Source organism: Streptomyces sp. NPDC048523 (assembly GCF_043199815.1).
Taxonomy (GTDB): domain Bacteria; phylum Actinomycetota; class Actinomycetes; order Streptomycetales; family Streptomycetaceae; genus Streptomyces.
Genome location: NZ_JBICWQ010000008.1, coordinates 19,639 through 37,576 on the forward strand (window position 1 = coordinate 19,639; position 17,938 = coordinate 37,576).

The window sequence follows — 17,938 nt, forward strand, 5'->3', positions numbered from 1 at the left end:
CACTCATGGACCGCCGCATTTTCGGGCTGGAGAACGAGTACGGCGTCACGTGTACGTTCAGGGGACAGCGACGCCTGTCTCCCGACGAGGTGGCGCGGTACCTCTTCCGCCGTGTCGTGTCATGGGGCCGCAGCAGCAATGTCTTTCTGCGAAACGGCGCACGCCTCTATCTCGACGTGGGCTCACATCCGGAATACGCGACACCCGAATGTGACAACGTGACCGAACTGGTCACCCACGACAAAGCGGGCGAGCGCATTCTCGAAGGACTCCTGGTGGACGCCGAACGACGCCTGCACGAGGAAGGAATCGCGGGCGACGTCTACCTCTTCAAGAACAACACGGACTCGGCCGGCAACTCCTACGGCTGTCACGAGAACTATCTCGTGGCCCGCCACGGGGAGTTCTCCCGGCTCGCGGACATTCTCATTCCGTTCCTGGTCACCAGGCAGCTTCTCTGTGGTGCCGGCAAGGTGCTGCAGACCCCGCGGGGCGCGGTGTACTGCGTCAGCCAGCGGGCCGAGCACATCTGGGAGGGCGTCTCCTCGGCGACGACCCGTTCCCGGCCGATCATCAACACCCGCGACGAACCGCACGCCGACGCCGAGCGCTACCGCCGCCTGCACGTGATCGTGGGCGACTCGAACATGTCCGAGACGACCATGCTGCTGAAGGTCGGTGCGACCGACCTGGTGCTGCGCATGATCGAGGCGGGCACCGTGATGCGTGATCTGACCCTGGAGAACCCGATCCGGGCGATCCGCGAGGTCAGCCATGACATCACCGGCCGGCGCAAGGTGCGTCTGGCCAGTGGCCGGGAGGCCTCCGCGCTGGAGGTGCAGCGCGAGTACTACGACAAGGCCGTGGACTTCGTCGAGCGGCGCGGGATCCGCACCGGCACGGTCGACCAGGTCCTGGAGCTGTGGGGCCGCACGCTGGACGCGATCGAGGCGGAGGACCTCGACCGGATCGGCACCGAGATCGACTGGGTCATGAAGTACAAGCTCATCGAGCGGTACCGGGCCAAGCACAACATGACCATGTCCCACCCGCGGGTCGCGCAGATAGACCTCGCGTATCACGACATCCACCGCCGTCGTGGGCTGTACTACCTTCTGGAGAGGAAGGGGCAAGCCGCCCGTATCTGCAACGACTTGAAGATCTTCGAGGGCAAGTCCGTTCCCCCGCAGACCACTCGGGCCCGGCTGCGCGGCGACTTCATCCGCAGGGCCCAGGAACAGCGCCGGGACTTCACCGTCGACTGGGTCCACCTCAAGCTCAATGACCAGGCGCAGCGCACGGTGTTGTGCAAGGACCCGTTCCGATCGGTCGACGACCGGGTGGAGAAACTGATCGCCGGAATGTGAGCAAAGCGTTCCGCATCACTGCCGGAACGCAACACGGGCGCCGTACGTTTCCCGTACGGCGCCCTTCTCACGCCGTAGAGTTGCGCGCACGCCATCAACAAGATCGACCGATTACGAGGCTCTCACCGTGCGCCGACGCTCCCTTCTCATTGCCGTTCCCGCAGGACTGGCCACACTCGCCGCATGCGGTGACGACAAGTCCGACTCGAGCAAGGCGAGCGACAGCACGTCACCCTCGCCGTCGTCCTCGGCCTCCCCGCCACCGGCGCCGAAGATCGTCGACGGTCCGCTGCCGGCGGTCACGGCGGGCGCGAAGTTCGGTGAGAAGCCGACGGTCGCCAAGGGCACCGGCGATCCGTCGAAGGATCTCGCGGTCAAGACGCTCATCGCGGGCGGCGGCACCACCATCGCCGAGGGCGACTACATCCAGGCCCACTACCTGGGCCAGATCTGGAACACCGCCAAGGTCTTCGACAACTCCTACGACCGCAAGACGGCGCTGGTCATCCAGCTCGCGCAGAACAGCATCATCGACGGCTGGCGGTACGCCCTGGCGGGCAAGAAGGCCGGCAGCCGGGTCGAGTTCTCGGTCCCGCCGACCTGGGGGTACGGCAAGCAGGGCAACGCGCAGGCGGGCATCAAGGGCACCGACACGCTGGTGTTCGTCGTCGATGTGCAGGCCGCCTTCAACGGGAAGAGCTCCGCCAAGGGCACGAAGGTCGCGCAGGGTGACGCCGCTCTGCCCAAGGTCGGCACCAACACCGACGGCAAGGCGCCGTCGATCGAGATCCCCAAGGCGGACGCGCCGACCAAGCTGGTGGCGGAGTACGTCATCGAGGGCGACGGCGACAAGGTGACGGCCGAGAACTCGCTGCTCGTCCAGTACAAGGGCGTGGTGTGGGACACCGGCAAGGAGTTCGACTCGACGTACAAGCGGGGGCAGCTGGCGTCGTTCTCGCTGCAGCAGGTCGTCAAGGGCTGGGCGCAGGGGCTGACCGGCAAGAAGGTGGGCAGCCGGGTGCTGATCTCCATTCCGCCGAAGCTGGGTTACGGCGACAACCCGCCCGCCGGCAGCGGGATCGAGAAGGACTCCACGCTGGTCTTCACCGTGGACATCCTCGCCAAGATGTGACGCACGGGGGACATGCGCACAGGTCCCTGCGACAGGGATGTAAGACTGGTCCCTGTTGCCTTTCCGTGAACAAGCAGGAGCGAGTGACGTGAGCATCGACAAGCCCGAGATCGACTTCCCCGGCGGCGAGCCCCCGGCGGACCTGGAGATCAAGGACATCTGGGAGGGCGACGGCGAGGTTGCGCAGGCCGGCCAGACCGTCACCGTCCACTACGTGGGCGTGGCCTTCAGCACCGGTGAGGAGTTCGACGCCAGCTGGAACCGTGGTCAGCCGTTCCGCTTCCCGCTGGGTGGCGGCCGGGTCATCAAGGGCTGGGACCAGGGCGTGCAGGGCATGAAGGTCGGCGGCCGTCGCCAGCTGACCATCCCGGCCCACCTGGCCTACGGCAACCAGAGCCCCACCCCGGCGATCAAGCCCGGTGAGACCCTGATCTTCGTGGTCGACCTGCTCGGCGTCTGATCGTCGTACGACGTCCGACCGGACCTGATCGACCAGGGCCCATGCCCGTCCGGGCATGGGCCCTCGGCTTTTGCCTTGCTCCTTCGGGGCGGTACGGTCATCGTCCGTAAGCACCATAGGGAGGCGAAGGGCGTCGATGGCCATTGCCAAGGCCGAGCGGCTGATGAACCTGGCGCTGTGTCTGCTCGGGACGCGACGGCCGCTGAGCAAGCGTGAGCTCAGGGAGTCCATCGAGGCCTACCTGGAAGCCAATTCCGACGACTCCTTCAACCGGATGTTCGAGCGCGACAAGGATGATCTGCGCGAACTCGGGCTCGTGATCGAGACCGTTGAGAACCTGGACGGCGAAGTCGGCTATCTCGCCCGCCGGGACAGCAACCGGCTGCCGCCCATCACCCTCGACGCCGAGGAGGCCGCCGCCCTGGGCCTGGCCGCCAAGGTGTGGCAGCAGGCCCGGCTCGCCGGCGCGGCCAGCGGCGCGCTGCAGAAACTGCGCGCGGCGGGGCTGCCCGAGGACGTCGACCCGTACGAGTCGCACGGTGCCCTGGAGCCGCGCATCCCGGTGCACGAGGCCTCCTTCGAACCGCTGATGCTCGCCTGCCGCGACCGCCGCCCGGTCCTCTTCGACTACCGCAAGGCCACCGCCGCCCGCCCCGAGCCGCGCCATGTCGAGCCGTGGGCGCTGGAGTGCTGGCGCGGCCACTGGTACCTGGCCGGATTCGACCGGGACCGGGGTGCCGAGCGGGTGTTCCGGCTCTCCCGGATCACCGGCAAGGTCCGCTCGCGCGGCACCCGGTTCACGGCCCCGGTGCCCGACGTCGTCACCGTCCGCGAGACCGTGGCGAGCTGGGCGGGGGAGACCGCCGACCGCAGCGCGCGGATCCGGCTGCGCACGGGCGCCGGGTACCCCCTGCGGGCGAAGGCCACCTCGGTGCGGGAACTGGGCGACGGCTGGGACGAGTTGGAGATCCCGTACGGCCACGGCCTGGACGCCTGGCTGGTGGAGTTCGGTCCCGACGTGGTGGTCCTGGAGCCCGCCGAGTTGCGGGCCGACGTGGTGGACCGGCTGCGCGCCGTGGCCAAGGGCTGAGGGGGAACGGAAGAGAACTGTGGCAGGCAAACCGGTCAGGCCCACGAACGCCATCGACCAGACCCGGCGGATGCTCTCGCTGGTGACCTATCTGAAGGAGCGTCCCGGAGCGCGGGTCGAGGACGTGGCCCGCGCCTTCGGGATCACCGAGGACGAGCTGGTCTCCGACCTCGATGTGCTGCCCATGTGCGGCACCAGCTTCCGCGGCGGCGATCTGCTCGACATCGACACCGACGGCGAGCGGATCTGGTGGCACAATCCCGCCGCCCTCGGCGAGGAGACGGCCGAGCCGCTGCGGCTCGCCGCCGACGAGGCGACCGCGCTGCTGGTGGCCGCCCGCGCGGTCTCCACGCTGCCCGGTCTCCGGGAGAGCGACCGGCAGGCACTGCTGCGGGCCACCGCCAAGGTGGAGACGGCGGCCGGTGAGACCGCCGGTGCCAGCGCGCGTCTTTCGGTGACCTTCGAGTCGGAGGGCGGGGTCTTCGCGGACGTCGACCGGGCCATCTCCGAGCGCCGGCGCCTGTGGATCCGCTACTACTCGCCCGCCCGGGACGAGCTCACCGAGCGGGAGATCGACCCGATCCGCCTGGTCAGCGTCGGACACACCTATGTCGAGGCCTGGTGCCGCCGCTCCGAGGCGCGGCGTACCTTCCGGCTCGACCGGGTCGCCGAGATCAAGATCCTCGACGAGCCGTCCGCGCCGCCCGAGGTCGAACTCAGGGACCTGTCGGAGGGGCTCGTGCAGCCCGCGGCCGAGGACCCCGAGGTGGTCGTCGAGGTCGGCCCCGGCGGACGCTGGGTCGCCGAGTACTACCCGCACGACAGCGCCGATGAGCTTTCCGACGGCGGGCTGCGTATTACCCTCCGCACCCCGGACCCGGCATCCCTGCGCAGACTGGCGCTCCGGCTCGGCCGTGACGGCCGGATCGTCTCGCCGCGTGACCTCGCCGACAGCGCCCGTGAGGCGGCCCGCGAGGCCCTGGCGGCCTACGACGGGGTCGAGGCGGGCAGGACCCCGGGGGCGCGGGTGCACGACGGTGGGTACGACAGGCAGGAGCAGGGGCTTTGAGCGAGTCGGCGACGTCTGGTGCGGGCATGACGGTGGCTGCCGCCTTCGCGGGGATGAGAAGCGCGGCGCCGGCGACCTTCAGGGCGAGCTGCCCGGACTGCCGGGAGCGGTTCGAGCTGGCCGCCGCCGCCCTGCGCCTCGCCATCGGAGCGACCAGCCGCGCCACGTTCTACTCCTTCACCTGCCCCGAGTGCGGCGCGGCCGTCCGCAAGCCCGCCGGTGAGCGGATTGTCGAGCTGCTGACCGGCGGCGGGGTCCGCACGCTGCGGCTGCACTCCACCCTCTAGGCTCGGTGCCATGTTCTGGCCGATGTTCGCGGTAGCTGTGGGGTTCGTGGGTCTCGCCGTTCTCGGTGTGCTCGCCGTCCGGGTCTTCGTGGAGGCGCAGCGTCTGGGGCGCCAGGTCACCGACTCGGCGCGGCGCATCAACCGGGCCGCGGAGGATCTGGAGCGGGCGGCGGTGAGCACGGCCCGTTCTGTGGACTCACGGTGAGTGCTGCTGAGAGTCGGGTGTGAGTCGCGCGCCGGATGCGTTTTGGGCCACTTCGCCCTGTCACCGGGGCGGGGTCGCCAGGTACGCTGCTGGTCGCGGTCCGGATAACGAGGCTCGGCCGCGAACCGGGAGTACGCACAGGGATTGCCAGGCGTTCACCCCTGGGCGTTACGATCGCTGCCAGCACGGCTGATCGGACACATGTCCGACCGGTCGGACAGCACCCCACAAGCCGCCTCGGTGAGAAGGTAAAGACTTATGTTCGGAAGGCTCGGCGCCCCCGAGATCATTCTCATCCTCGTCGTCATCATCCTGCTGTTCGGCGCGAAGAAGCTTCCCGACATGGCGCGCTCGCTCGGCAAGTCCGCTCGCATTCTCAAGAGCGAGGCCAAGGCGATGAAGGAAGAGGGCGGCAGCACGGCCACTCCGGCCGGTCCGCCCACCACCGACGAGCAGAGCCCGTCCCAGCGCACCATCCAGGCCGCCCCCGGCGACGTGACCAGCTCGCGCCCGGTCAGCGAGCCGACGGACACGACCAAGCGCTGACGCGGGGCCGGTGACCTCCGGCCCGCCCGCACGAGATGGGAACGTGGGTTGCTGAAGTCTGCCCGCAAAGAGGAGAGGGATCCCGAGGGGCGGATGCCTCTCGCGGATCACCTTCGTGAGCTCCGCAACCGGCTCGCGAAGGCCCTGCTGGCCATCGTCCTCGTGACGATCGTCGCTGCCTTCTTCTACAACGACATCATCAACTTCCTGACGAAGCCGATCCTCGACTCGATCGGTTGTCAGCAGAGCTTCGCGGAGCTCGCCAAGTCGTCCTCGGCCGACGCGACTCACAAGTGCGCCCGGATCACCATCAACGGCCTGCTCGCGCCCTTCACGCTGGCCCTCCAGGTCTCGTTGACGGCGGGTGTCGTCCTGGCCTCGCCGATCTGGCTGTACCAGCTGTGGGCGTTCATCGCCCCGGGTCTGCACCGGCACGAGAAGAAGTACGCGTACGCGTTCGTCTTCACCGGCGCCCCCCTGTTCATGGGCGGTGCCTACTTCGCGTACTCGGTGCTTCCCACCACCGCGAAGGTGCTGATCGACTTCACGCCGAGCGGCAGCATCGACAACCTGCTGCCCCTCGACGACCTGCTGCAGCTCGTCACGCGCATGGTGATCGTCTTCGGTCTCTCCTTCGAACTGCCGCTGCTGCTGGTCTTCCTCAACCTCACCGGCATGATCACCGGCAAGCGGATGCTCGGCTGGTGGCGGGGCATGATCATGGGCATCACCGTGTTCGCCGCCGTGGCGACGCCGAGCACGGACCCGCTGAGCATGCTCGCGCTGGCCGGCCCGATCTGGGTGCTGTACTTCTTCGCGGTGGCCTTCTCCCTGGTCAATGACAGGCGTCGGCGCCGCCGGGAGGCCGCGGGCCCCGACGACGACGAGGCCTCCGACCTGGATCTCACTCCCGAGGACATCGGCGAGATCGAGACCGTCGCCGCGAGCCGGGCACTGCCCGAGCCCTCCGGCACGGACCGGGTCAACGGTTATGACGACGTGACCTGACGACCGGGAAGCGGCTCGTAAGGTCACTTCCGTGACCAGCGAGATCACCCTCTTCGTCAACCCCACCGCGGGCCGCGGCCGGGGCGCCCACGCGGCGCAGCCGGCCGCTTCCGCGTTGCGGGCGGCAGGCTTCGCCGTGCGGACCGTGCTCGGCGAGGACGCCGCCGACGCCCTCGCACGCGCGCGTGCCGCCGTCACGGACGGCACCGGCGCCCTGATCGCCGTCGGCGGCGACGGCATGGCCAACCTCGCCCTGCAGGCCGTGGCCGGCACCGCCACCCCCTTCGGGCTGGTCGCCGTCGGCACCGGCAACGACTTCGCCCGCGCACTGGGGCTGCCGGTGCGCGATCCCGCCGCCGCGGGCCGGCTGATCGCCGGGGCACTCAAGGAGGGCCGCCTCCACGACATCGACCTCGGCCAGGTCGGTGACCACTGGTTCGCCACCGTCCTCGCCTCCGGCTTCGACTCCCGCGTCAACGACCGCGGCAACCGCATGAGATGGCCCGCGGGCCGCCTCAAGTACGACCTCGCGATGCTCGCCGAACTGGCCGCCTTCCGGCCCGTGCCGTACCGGATCACGCTCGACGACGGCCGGGTCCGCGAGGTCGAGGCGACGCTGGTGGCCGTCGGCAACGGATCGTCGTACGGCGGCGGCATGCGGATCTGCCCGGGCGCGGACCTCACCGACGGGCTGTTCGACCTCACCGTGGTCGGCGACTGCAGCCGCAGGACCCTGCTGCGGGTCTTCCCGAGCGTGTACCGGGGCACCCACGTCGACCATCCCAAGGTCACCGTGGTGCGGGCCGCGCAGGTGGAGATCGCCGCCGAGGGCGTCACGGGGTACGCCGACGGCGAGCCGCTCGGGCCCCTGCCGCTGACGGCGCGCTGCATCCGTGGAGCGGTGTCCGTGGTGGGCCCTTGAACTGCGTGAAGGGCAGGTTTCGCGGGCTCCGATCCGGATAATGATCGTCCTGTTGTCAGTGGTGCCGGGTACGCTCGAAAGCACGATGACAGAGGACCTCTCACCGGCCGAGCGGTACGCGGCAGCCCGCCTGCGGGCAGCCGAGCAGGCCACCGCGCTCGCGGGCTTCCGCGAGATGTACGACTTCGGTCTCGACCCCTTCCAGATCGAGGCCTGCAAGGCTCTCGAAGCCGGGAAGGGCGTGCTGGTGGCCGCCCCCACCGGCTCCGGCAAGACGATCGTCGGCGAGTTCGCCGTCCACCTCGCCCTCCAGCAGGGCAAGAAGTGTTTCTACACAACCCCCATCAAGGCGCTGTCCAACCAGAAGTACGCCGACCTGAGCCGCCGTTACGGCGCCGACAAGGTCGGTCTGCTCACCGGCGACAACAGCGTCAACTCCGACGCCCCCGTGGTCGTGATGACCACCGAGGTCCTGCGGAACATGCTGTACGCGGGCTCGCAGACCCTCCTGGGCCTCGGCTATGTGGTCATGGACGAGGTGCACTACCTCTCCGACCGCTTCCGGGGCGCCGTATGGGAAGAGGTGATCATCCACCTCCCCGAGTCGGTGACCCTGGTGTCGCTGTCGGCGACCGTGTCCAATGCCGAGGAGTTCGGCGACTGGCTCGACACCGTCCGCGGCGACACCCAGGTGATCGTCTCCGAGCACCGGCCCGTGCCGCTGTTCCAGCACGTGCTCGCCGGGCGGCGGATGTACGACCTGTTCGAGGAGGGCGAGGGCAACAAGAAGGCCGTCAACCCCGATCTCGCGCGACTGGCCCGCATGGAGGCCCAGCGGCCGTCGTACCAGGACCGCCGACGCGGCCGGGCGATGCGCGAGGCCGACCGGGAACGCGAGCGGCGGCAGCGGTCGAAGGTGTGGACGCCGAGCCGGCCCGAGGTCATCGAGCGCCTCGACGCCGAGGGACTGCTGCCCGCCATCACGTTCATCTTCAGCCGCGCCGCGTGCGAGGCGGCCGTACAGCAGTGCCTGTACGCGGGGCTGCGACTGAACGACGACGAGGCGCGGGGCAGGGTGCGCGCCCTCGTCGAGGAGCGCACCGCGTCCATTCCGCACGAGGACCTGCACGTCCTCGGGTACTACGAGTGGCTGGAGGGCCTGGAGCGCGGTATCGCGGCCCACCACGCGGGCATGCTGCCGACCTTCAAGGAGGTCGTCGAGGAGCTGTTCGTCCGGGGCCTGGTCAAGGCCGTGTTCGCGACCGAGACGCTCGCGCTGGGCATCAACATGCCCGCGCGTTCCGTGGTGCTGGAGAAGCTCGTCAAGTGGAACGGCGAGCAGCACGCCGACATCACGCCCGGCGAGTACACCCAGCTGACGGGACGTGCGGGGCGGCGCGGCATCGACGTCGAGGGCCACGCGGTGGTGCTGTGGCAGCGCGGGAGCAGCCCCGAGCACCTGGCGGGACTCGCCGGCACGCGCACGTATCCGCTGCGCTCCAGCTTCAAACCGTCGTACAACATGGCGGTCAACCTGGTCGAGCAGTTCGGCCGGCACCGCTCGCGTGAGCTCCTGGAGACGTCGTTCGCGCAGTTCCAGGCCGACAAATCGGTCGTCGGGATCTCCCGGCAGGTGCAGCGCAACGAGGAGGGGCTCGACGGCTACAAGGCCTCCATGACCTGCCACCTCGGCGACTTCGAGGAGTACGCGCGGCTGCGCCGCGAGCTCAAGGACCGGGAGACGGAGCTGGCCCGGCAGGGGGTCTCCCAGCGGCGGGCCGAGGCGGCCGTGGCGCTGGAGAAGCTCAAGCCGGGCGATGTCATCCATGTGCCGACGGGCAAGTACGCCGGTCTCGCGCTGGTGCTGGACCCGGGCCTGCCCGCCGGGCGGTCCAACGGCCACCGCGGTTTCGAGCACCACGACGGCCCGCGGCCGCTGGTGCTGACCGCCGAGCGGCAGGTCAAGCGCCTCGCGTCGATGGACTTCCCGGTGCCGGTCGAGCCGTTGGACCGGATGCGGATCCCGAAGTCCTTCAACGCGCGCTCGCCGCAGTCCCGTCGGGACCTGGCCTCCGCGCTGCGCACCAAGGCCGGGCACATCCCACCGGAGCGGGCCCGTAAGCAGCGCTCCCAGGCCGCGGACGACCGCGAGATCGCCCGGCTGCGGACGGCGATCCGGGCACATCCCTGCCACGGGTGCAACGACCGTGAGGATCACGCCCGTTGGGCCGAGCGCTATCACCGGCTGCTGCGCGACACCTCGCAGCTGGAGCGGCGCATCGAGGGACGTACGAACACCATCGCGCGGACCTTCGACCGGATCGTGGCCCTGCTGACCGAGATGGACTATCTGCGCGGCGACGAGGTCACCGAGCACGGCAAGCGGCTGGCCCGGCTGTACGGCGAGCTCGATCTGCTGGCCAGCGAATGCCTGCGGGAGGGCGTCTGGGAGGGGCTCGCCCCTGGCGAACTGGCCGCCTGTGTGTCGGCGTTGGTGTACGAGTCCCGGGCGGGCGACGACGCCATGGCGCCCAAGGTGCCGTCCGGCAAGGCGAAGGCCGCGCTGGGGGAGATGGTGCGGATCTGGGGACGGCTGGACGCCCTGGAGGAGGACTTCCGGATCAACCAGACCGAGGGCGTGGGGCAGCGTGAGCCCGACCTCGGCTTCGCCTGGGCCGCCTACATGTGGGCTTCCGGCAAGGGGCTGGACGAGGTGCTGCGGGAGGCGGAGATGCCCGCCGGGGACTTCGTGCGCTGGTGCAAGCAGGTGATCGACGTGCTGGGGCAGATCTCGGCTGCGGCGCCGGTTTCCGGGGGCGAGGGGTCCACGGTCGCGAAGAACGCGCGCAAGGCTGTCGATCTGCTGCTGCGGGGGGTTGTGGCCTACTCGTCGGTGGGGTGATCCTGCGTCGGCGGGCGCGGGTGGTCTGTGGCTGGTCGCGCAGTTCCCCGCGCCCCTGGGTGGGTGGTGCTACTCGGCGTTCACATAGGGCCGCCAGCCTCCGTACTCCGTGATGTCCTCGGCGTTCTTCAGAGCGCCGGGTTCGCAGAGAAAGCCGGGGACGGCGGTGCCGTCGGCCAGTTGCACGCTGCCCAGCGTCATCGGGCGGGGGAGTGCTGTCAGGAGGCGGCCGAGGCCCTCCGCCGGCAGGCGCCACACTTCCGTCTCGATCGCCGCACCGCCTTCGCCGACATGCACCAGACCCGGCTTCGGCGGTGTCGTCCGCAGGGCGTGCAGGCGGTACACCGGCGCGGTGGTGGTCGTACGGTCCAGGCGGGCGCCCAGGGCGAGGAGTTGGGGGTTCAGCGGCTGCCCCGTCAGGTGGGCGCCGACCACCGCGAGGCGGGTCTCCGGCCGGAGCAGGCGCGCGATGCTCGCCAAGCGTTCATCGGTGTGCGCCGGGCCGATCAGCATCACGCCGAACGGAAGGCCGGTCACCTCGCCCGCCGGGACGGCCGCGGCCGCCAGGTCGAAGAGGTTCGTGGAGTTGGTGAAGCGGCCCAGGCGGGCGTTGGCGCCCAGCGGGTCGGCGGCGACCTCGGCGAGGGTGGGGTGACCGGGGGCGGTGGGCAGGAGAAGGGCGTCCGCGTCGGCCAGTTCGGCCAGGGCCCGGGTGCGGAGCGTGGCCAGGCGGTCCAGGTCGGCGTAGAGCTGGTGGGCCGGCAGGTCGCGGGCCCGGGTGATGATGGCGGCGACCGTGGGATCGAGGGAGTCGTCGTTCGCTTCCATCGCCTTGTCGACAAAAGCCCCCACCGCTGTGTAGCGCTCGGCCACGAACGCACCCTCGTAGAGCATCGCCGCCGCCTGTGTGAAGGGCGTGAGGTCGAGCTCGCGCACCGAGGCGCCGGCCCTGATCAGTTGACCCACTGCCTCCTCGTACGCCGCTGCCCACCCCTCGTCCAGTTCGCCGAGCTGCTCGCGCGGGGGGACCGCGATCCGCCAGGGGCCGGGGAGGCGTCCGGGCAGGGATGGGGCGGTGCCCGTGATCATGTGGGACAGCGCCTGCTCGGCCTCCGGGAGGGTGCGGGCGAAGACGGTCACGCAGTCGATCGAGGCGCAGGCCGGGACGACCCCGGCCGTGGGGACCAGGCCGCGGGTGGGCTTGAGGCCGACGATGCCGTTGAAGGCGGCCGGGACCCGGCCCGAGCCCGCCGTGTCGGTGCCCAGGGCGAAGTCGACGATGCCCAGCGCCACCGCGACCGCCGAGCCGGAGCTGGAACCCCCGCTCACCCTCAGGGGATCGTAGGCGTTGCGGACCGCGCCGTACGGGGAGCGGGTGCCGACCAGGCCCGTCGCGAACTGGTCCAGGTTCGTGGTGCCGAGCACGATCGCGCCCGCCGCGCGGAGACGCGCGACCACCGGGGCATCGGCCTCGGGACGGTAGGCGTACGACGGACAGCCCGCGGTGGTGGGCAGGCCGGCCACGTCGATGTTGCCCTTGGCGGCGAACAGCCGGCCCGCGAGGGGCAGTCGCTCACCTCGCGCGAGCCGTTCGTCGATCGACCGGGCCTCTCGCTCGACGTCCTCCCGCGGACGCAGGTCGATCCAGATCTCGGGGCGGTCCACGGCCTCGACGCGGTCGTAGGCGGCACGGACCCGGGTGACGGTGCTGGACATGGCTCGCTCCTCTTTCACTGTGCGGCCGGGTTTCACTGTGCGGGCGGGGCCAGGACGAGCAGTGCCGTCCCCGCCTCCACCTGGTCGCCCGGCCTGGCCAGGATCTCCGCGACCACGCCGGCCGTCGGCGCGTGCACCCTGGACTCCATCTTCATCGCCTCCAGGGCGAGCAGCGGCTGCCCCGCCGTCACCACGTCACCCGGCTCTACGTTCAACTGCCATACGGATGCGGCGAACTCGGCCTCGATCAGGCGGCCGCCCGCAGGGACCGAGATGTCTGCGGGGGCGGCTGCCGGTGCGGACACCGACTCGGCCCGCGCGAACTCGCCCGCCGCCTCCCACGCGTCCCGCTCCGCCGAGAAGGCCGTCTGTTGGCGCTCCCTGAACTCCGCGATGGAATCGGAGTGTTCGGCGAGGAAGGTCTGGTACTCGGCGAGCGAGAAGGTGCCCTCCTCGATACGGGGCACGAAGCGGCCGGACGTGATGTCGGCGCGCAGCTCCAGGAGTTCGTCCGCGTCCACCGGATACCACTTGATGCGGTCGAAGAAGCGCAGCAGCCAGGGCGAGCCGGGCTCGAACGCGCCGCGCTGCTGCCAGGGCGACCACACCTGGGTCGTACGGCCCACGAACTGGTAGCCGCCGGGGCCCTCCATGCCGTAGATGCACAGATACGCGCCGCCGATGCCGACCGAGTTCTCGGCCGTCCAGGTGCGCGCCGGGTTGTACTTCGTGGTCACCAGGCGGTGGCGCGGGTCGAGGGGGGTGGCCACCGGGGCGCCGAGGTAGACGTCGCCCAGGCCCAGGACGAGGTACTCCGCGTCGAAGACCGTGCGGTAGACGTCGTCCACCGAGTCCAGGCCGTTGACGCGGCGGATGAACTCGATGTTCCACGGGCACCAGGGCGCGTCGTCGCGGACGCCCGCCATGTAGCGGGCGATCGCCTCGCGGGTGGCCGGGTCGTCCCAGGAGAGCGGGAGGTGGACCGTGCGGGAGGGGACGACCAGTTGGTCGGACGGGGGCAGGGACGCGGTGATCTCTCGTACGGCGGCGAGGAGTTCGTGCTGGGGCAGCCGGTTCGGGTCGGTCCGGATCTGGAGGGAGCGGATGCCGGGGGTGAGGTCGGTGATGCCGTCCGGGCCCTGTTCGGCGACCGACTCCATCAGCGCGTGGACGCGCATGCGCAGCGCCAGGTCCAGCTGCATGGGCCCGAACTCGACCAGCAGGTTGTCGTCGCCGCTGCGGCGGTAGGTCACATCGCCGTCGCGGGCGAGGATGCCGCCGTCCACGATCGCCGGGCGCGCCGAGCCGTCCGTGGTCACCGGGACGAAGCGGACCGTGTCACCGGGGCGCAGCTGGCCCAGCTTCCAGCGCTCGGTGCTGATGATGGTCGCCGGGCACACGAACCCGCCGAGGGAGGGCCCGTCCGGGCCCAGCAGCACCGGCATGTCACCCGTGTAGTCGACCGCGCCGACCGAGTAGGGCGTGTCATGGATGTTGGAAGGGTGCAGGCCGGCCTCGCCGCCGTCGGTGCGGGCCCAGCGGGGCTTGGGGCCGACCAGACGGACACCGGTGCGGGCCGAGTTGAAGTGGACCTTCCAGTCGGCTGCGTAGAAGTCGCGGATGTCGTCCTCGGTGAAGAACTCCGGGGCGGCGTGCGGGCCTTCGGCGGCGGCGATGTGCCAGGTGGAGGTGAAGGAGGGGCGCGTGGAGGTGGAGGAGGGGCTGGTGGAGGTGGAGGAGGGGCGGTCCTCAGCGGGCGTGCCGTCGGCCAGGACCGACCCGTGCAGTACGTCGCCCGTCCGCAGGGCCCGTCCGCCGTGTCCGCCGAAGCGGCCCAGCGTGAAGGTGCTCGCGCTGCCGAGGAAGGCCGGCACGTCGAGGCCGCCCGTGAACAGGACGTACGTCCGCAGGCCGTGTTCGGCGGGTGCGCCGATCTCCAGGACCGAGCCCGCGGGCACGGTCACCGGCTCCCACTGCGCCACGGGTGTGCCGTCGACGGTGACCGGGGCCGGAGCGCCCGTCACACAGACGGTCGTGGGGTGGGTGAACCTCAACGACGGTCCCTGCAAGGTGCATTCGAGGCCGGGGGCCGCTTCCGAGTTGCCCAGCGCCCGGTTGCCGAGCCGGAAGGAGAGGTCGTCCATCGGGCCGGACGGCGGCACGCCGACCTGCCAGTAGCCGGTACGGCCCGGCCAGTCCTGGACCGTGGTGAGGGTGCCGGCCGCGACGACCTCGATGCGCGGGGTCGGGTCCTGAATCCCCGAGAGGGTCGCCGTGGAGTGCGCGGCCGCCCTGAAGTCGGTGTCGGCCAGCGCCGCCCGGACCAGGCCCAGGTTGGTCTCGATGCCGTCGACGCGGGTGCGTGCCAGGGCCTCGTCCAGCCGTTGGAGCGCGTGGGCACGGTCCGGGCCGTACGCGATGATCTTCGCGAGCATCGGGTCGTACGACGTCGTCACCTCGGTGCCGGTCTCCACCCAGCCGTCGACGCGGACCCCGCTGGGGAACTCGACCCGGGTCAACAGGCCCGCGCTGGGCCGGTGTTCACGGGAGGGGTCCTCGGCATAGACGCGGGCCTCGACGGCGTGGCCGCGCGGGGGCCCCGGTTCCCGTACGACGTCCCGCTCGCCCCGGGCCAGGCGGAGCATCCAGGCGACCAGGTCGACACCGTAGATCTCCTCGGTGACCGGATGCTCCACCTGGAGACGGGTGTTGACCTCCAGGAAGTAGGCCTCCTCGCGGGCGGCGTCGTAGACGAACTCGACGGTTCCCGCGGAGCGGTAGCCGACGGAGGCGCACAACTCGCGGGCGCTGACCGCGAGTTGTGCGCGGACGTGGGCGGGAAGGCCCGGTGCCGGAGCCTCCTCAAGGACCTTCTGGTTGCGGCGTTGGAGGGAGCAGTCGCGGTCGCCGAGGGTGACGACCTTGCCCTCGCCGTCGCCGAAGACCTGCACCTCGACATGGCGGGCGCGCTCGACGAGCCGTTCCAGGAAGACGCCGGCCGAGGAGAAGGAGGCGGCGGCGACGCGCTGCACCCGGTCCCAGGCGTCGGTCAGTTCGTCGGCGGAGTGACATGCCGACATACCGATGCCGCCCCCACCGCCGGTGGCCTTGAGCATGACGGGATAGCCGATGGCTCCGGCCGCTTCGAGGGCTTCGCCGAGAGAGGGCAGCAGGCCCGTTCCCGGCGCCAGCCGCACTCCCGCCGCCTCGGCCGCGGCCCGTGCCGTGTGCTTCGCGCCGAACAGCTCCAGCTGCTCGGGCGCCGGGCCCACGAACACGATTCCCGCTTCCTCGCAGCGGCGGGCGAAGACGGCGTCCTCGGACAGGAATCCGTAACCGGGGTGGATCGCGCCCGCGCCCGAGTCCTTGGCCGCCTTCAGCACCAGGTCGGCGTCGAGATACGACTCCTTCGCGGGCGCCGGGCCGAGACGTACGGCCTCGTCGGCGAGCCGGACGTGGGGTGCGGCCCGGTCGGCGTCGGAGTACACCGCGACGGTCCGCAGGCCCAGTTCGCGGGCCGTGCGGATGATCCGGACCGCTATCTCGCCCCGGTTGGCGACGAGGAGGGTGTCGAAGGTCATGCGCCGGCCCCGATCGTCGCGTCCACAGACCCGATCGTCATTTCCACGGGTGTCGGGTCGAAGCCGTTGCAGGGGTTGTTGATCTGGGGGCAGTTGGAGACCAGGACGAGTACGTCGCGCTCGGCGCGCAGGGTCAGGGAGAGACCCGGGGCGGAGATGCCGTCGACGATGCCTAGGGTGCCGTCCTTCTCGACCGGGACGTTCATGTACCAGTTGATGTTGGAGACGAGGTCGCGCTTGCCGAGGCCGTACTTCGCGCCCTCGGCGAGGAAGTTGTCCACGCACGCGTGCTGCGACCAGGTGTGGTGGCCGTAGCGCAGCGTGTTCGACTCCTTGGAGCAGGCGCCGCCGACCGTGTCGTGGCGGCCCACGTCGTCGGCGGTGACCGTCATCAGCGGGGTGTGCTCGTTGGACATCAGCACGCTGCCCGTGGTGAGGAAGATGCCGCCCTGCGCCTGGACGGTGTCGGGGGCGCTGTAGCGGACCGCCGTGTCGTGGGCGTCGTAGACGAGGAAGTCGACGGCCTGGTTGCCGTGCAGGTCGGTGATGGTGAGCGTCTCGCCCTCGCGGATGACGGAGGACCAGGCGGACCGGGCCGGAACGACCGCCTTGGTATGCGTCCCGTCGAGCGTATGCGTCCCTTCGAGCTTCATGCGCGTCCCTTCGAGGCGAGGAAGTCGGCGGTGTTGAGGAAGGCGCGGCGGCCTTCGGGAGTGGCGTCCCAGAGGGGGTCGCCGGCGCGGGTGGGCTCGGCGCGCCAGGCGAGGACCTCCAGCGGGGTGCTGACGTAGGCGGGCCGGGGGTCGGCGGGGTGCGGGACGTTGGCGATCAGCACCGTCACGTCCTGTTCGGCGCGAAGGGTCACGGCGGCGCCGGGACCCGCCGAGCCGGTGAAGTCGAGGGTGCCGTCCTCGCGGATCCGGACGCCCTGGAAGAAGGAGAGGGAGGGCGGCAGATCGCGCGGTTCGAGACCGTTCTTCGCGGCCGCCAGCTTGAAGAGCTCGCGGCCGGCGGGGGAGGGACTCTGGGGGGTGCCGTCGCCGTAGCGCTCGGTGTTGCGGGCCAGGGTGGAGGTGCCGCACAGGGCGTCGTGGCGGCCGGAGGTGTCGGCGACGACGCTCGCGAGGACGCGGCCCTGGTCGGACAGGAGCAGTTGGCCCTCACCGAGGTAGGCGTTCCACTGGACCTTGACCGTGTCGGCGACGTTCAGGCGCTCCCAGGGGCGGCCCTCCGCGTACAGCAGCAGGTGGGCGCAGGCGTCTCCGTGGAGGTCGGTGAGGCGCAGTTCGGTGCCGCGGGCGAGGACGCGGTGCGTGTAGTTGCCGCCCGCGACGGTCTCCGCCCACACCAGGGGGCCCGCCGCGGAGGGCGGCTCCGGCCAGTCGCCGGCCGGCACGACGGGCATGGCCTCGGCACGGGTGCCCTCCTGGGCGCGGGCGTGTGCTCGGGCTCCGTATGTGGTCTCTGTGGCCATGGCGGACCTCCGGCTCCGGGGGGTGTTTCTGTCGCTTGACAGAAATTAAGGGCGGGGTAGGTCGGGGGGATTGCCCGGGTGTTGCGGGGGAGTTACCGGGGGCTCACGGGGGTGGGGCGGGGGGCGTTGTCGTTGTCGGGGGGTGGGTGGTGTGTGTCGTCGGGGGTGGTGCGGCAGGT

At 70.7% G+C, this 17,938-nt stretch carries 15 protein-coding genes; 11 read left to right on the forward strand and 4 right to left on the reverse strand.

Going from position 1 to position 17,938, the window contains the following annotated elements:
- The first annotated feature begins 5 nt into the window (after nucleotides 1-5).
- The 11 genes from pafA (at nucleotide 6) to ACGFWE_RS34155 (ending at nucleotide 10,988) form a co-directional block, all read left to right on the forward strand.
- Complete coding sequence (gene pafA / locus ACGFWE_RS34105) at nucleotides 6-1,367, forward strand: Pup--protein ligase (RefSeq protein WP_007380857.1); 1,362 nt, start codon at nucleotides 6-8, stop codon at nucleotides 1,365-1,367.
- A 127-nt stretch (nucleotides 1,368-1,494) separates the two neighbouring features.
- Entirely contained in the window at nucleotides 1,495-2,499 is a 1,005-nt protein-coding gene (locus ACGFWE_RS34110; RefSeq protein ID WP_352390119.1) for an FKBP-type peptidyl-prolyl cis-trans isomerase, read from the forward strand.
- 88 nt (nucleotides 2,500-2,587) lie between these two features.
- Nucleotides 2,588-2,959, forward strand: coding sequence for an FKBP-type peptidyl-prolyl cis-trans isomerase (locus ACGFWE_RS34115; RefSeq protein WP_020117713.1), 372 nt, complete (start codon nucleotides 2,588-2,590; stop codon nucleotides 2,957-2,959).
- A 136-nt stretch (nucleotides 2,960-3,095) separates the two neighbouring features.
- Nucleotides 3,096-4,049, forward strand: coding sequence for a helix-turn-helix transcriptional regulator (locus ACGFWE_RS34120; protein ID WP_393603927.1), 954 nt, complete (start codon nucleotides 3,096-3,098; stop codon nucleotides 4,047-4,049).
- A 19-nt stretch (nucleotides 4,050-4,068) separates the two neighbouring features.
- Nucleotides 4,069-5,118: a helix-turn-helix transcriptional regulator gene (locus ACGFWE_RS34125; RefSeq protein WP_393603929.1), complete on the forward strand. Its 1,050-nt coding sequence runs from the start codon at nucleotides 4,069-4,071 to the stop codon at nucleotides 5,116-5,118.
- The gene (locus tag ACGFWE_RS34130) at nucleotides 5,115-5,405 is read left to right on the forward strand and encodes a hypothetical protein (RefSeq protein WP_352390116.1); all 291 of its coding nucleotides are present in this window, start codon (nucleotides 5,115-5,117) and stop codon (nucleotides 5,403-5,405) included. Before ACGFWE_RS34125 ends, ACGFWE_RS34130 begins: the two co-directional genes overlap by 4 nt.
- A 10-nt stretch (nucleotides 5,406-5,415) precedes the next feature.
- Nucleotides 5,416-5,610, forward strand: a complete 195-nt coding sequence (locus tag ACGFWE_RS34135; protein WP_393603931.1) for a hypothetical protein — start codon at nucleotides 5,416-5,418, stop codon at nucleotides 5,608-5,610.
- A 258-nt stretch (nucleotides 5,611-5,868) separates the two neighbouring features.
- Nucleotides 5,869-6,156: a Sec-independent protein translocase subunit TatA gene (tatA, locus tag ACGFWE_RS34140; protein ID WP_352390115.1), complete on the forward strand. Its 288-nt coding sequence runs from the start codon at nucleotides 5,869-5,871 to the stop codon at nucleotides 6,154-6,156.
- 48 nt (nucleotides 6,157-6,204) lie between these two features.
- Nucleotides 6,205-7,164, forward strand: coding sequence for a twin-arginine translocase subunit TatC (gene tatC / locus ACGFWE_RS34145; RefSeq protein ID WP_352390114.1), 960 nt, complete (start codon nucleotides 6,205-6,207; stop codon nucleotides 7,162-7,164).
- 31 nt (nucleotides 7,165-7,195) lie between these two features.
- A complete protein-coding gene (locus ACGFWE_RS34150) occupies nucleotides 7,196-8,086 on the forward strand; it encodes a diacylglycerol kinase (RefSeq protein WP_352390113.1) in 891 nt (296 codons plus the stop codon).
- A gap of 40 nt (nucleotides 8,087-8,126) precedes the next feature.
- On the forward strand, nucleotides 8,127-10,988 hold the full coding sequence (locus tag ACGFWE_RS34155) for a DEAD/DEAH box helicase (protein ID WP_352390112.1): 2,862 nt from the start codon (nucleotides 8,127-8,129) through the stop codon (nucleotides 10,986-10,988).
- Nucleotides 10,989-11,057: 69 nt separating this feature from the next.
- Here the strand turns inward: ACGFWE_RS34155 and atzF are convergent, their stop codons facing one another.
- Genes atzF through ACGFWE_RS34175 form a run of 4 tightly spaced genes read right to left on the reverse strand, consistent with a single transcriptional unit; the run spans nucleotide 11,058 to nucleotide 17,759 of the window.
- Nucleotides 11,058-12,704: an allophanate hydrolase gene (gene atzF / locus ACGFWE_RS34160; protein ID WP_393603934.1), complete on the reverse strand. Its 1,647-nt coding sequence runs from the start codon at nucleotides 12,702-12,704 to the stop codon at nucleotides 11,058-11,060.
- Between the two features lie 32 nt (nucleotides 12,705-12,736).
- Nucleotides 12,737-16,285 carry a 5-oxoprolinase/urea amidolyase family protein gene (locus ACGFWE_RS34165; protein WP_393603936.1) on the reverse strand — a complete coding sequence of 1,183 codons (3,549 nt, stop codon included), beginning with the start codon at nucleotides 16,283-16,285 and terminating at the stop codon, nucleotides 12,737-12,739.
- Complete coding sequence (locus tag ACGFWE_RS34170; RefSeq protein WP_393603938.1) at nucleotides 16,282-16,938, reverse strand: urea amidolyase associated protein UAAP2; 657 nt, start codon at nucleotides 16,936-16,938, stop codon at nucleotides 16,282-16,284. Before ACGFWE_RS34170 ends, ACGFWE_RS34165 begins: the two co-directional genes overlap by 4 nt.
- Complete coding sequence (locus tag ACGFWE_RS34175) at nucleotides 16,935-17,759, reverse strand: urea amidolyase associated protein UAAP1 (protein WP_352390108.1); 825 nt, start codon at nucleotides 17,757-17,759, stop codon at nucleotides 16,935-16,937. Before ACGFWE_RS34175 ends, ACGFWE_RS34170 begins: the two co-directional genes overlap by 4 nt.
- Between the last annotated feature and the right edge of the window lie 179 nt (nucleotides 17,760-17,938).

Coding starts and splice junctions, on each gene's coding strand:
- ACGFWE_RS34170 (WP_393603938.1), bottom strand. CDS start 16,938: ATGAAGCTCGAAGGGACGCATACGCTCGACGGGACGCATACCAAGGCG.
- pafA (WP_007380857.1), top strand. CDS start 6: ATGGACCGCCGCATTTTCGGGCTGGAGAACGAGTACGGCGTCACGTGT.
- ACGFWE_RS34175 (WP_352390108.1), bottom strand. CDS start 17,759: ATGGCCACAGAGACCACATACGGAGCCCGAGCACACGCCCGCGCCCAG.
- atzF (WP_393603934.1), bottom strand. CDS start 12,704: ATGTCCAGCACCGTCACCCGGGTCCGTGCCGCCTACGACCGCGTCGAG.
- ACGFWE_RS34135 (WP_393603931.1), top strand. CDS start 5,416: ATGTTCTGGCCGATGTTCGCGGTAGCTGTGGGGTTCGTGGGTCTCGCC.
- ACGFWE_RS34120 (WP_393603927.1), top strand. CDS start 3,096: ATGGCCATTGCCAAGGCCGAGCGGCTGATGAACCTGGCGCTGTGTCTG.
- ACGFWE_RS34155 (WP_352390112.1), top strand. CDS start 8,127: ATGATCGTCCTGTTGTCAGTGGTGCCGGGTACGCTCGAAAGCACGATG.
- tatA (WP_352390115.1), top strand. CDS start 5,869: ATGTTCGGAAGGCTCGGCGCCCCCGAGATCATTCTCATCCTCGTCGTC.
- ACGFWE_RS34165 (WP_393603936.1), bottom strand. CDS start 16,285: ATGACCTTCGACACCCTCCTCGTCGCCAACCGGGGCGAGATAGCGGTC.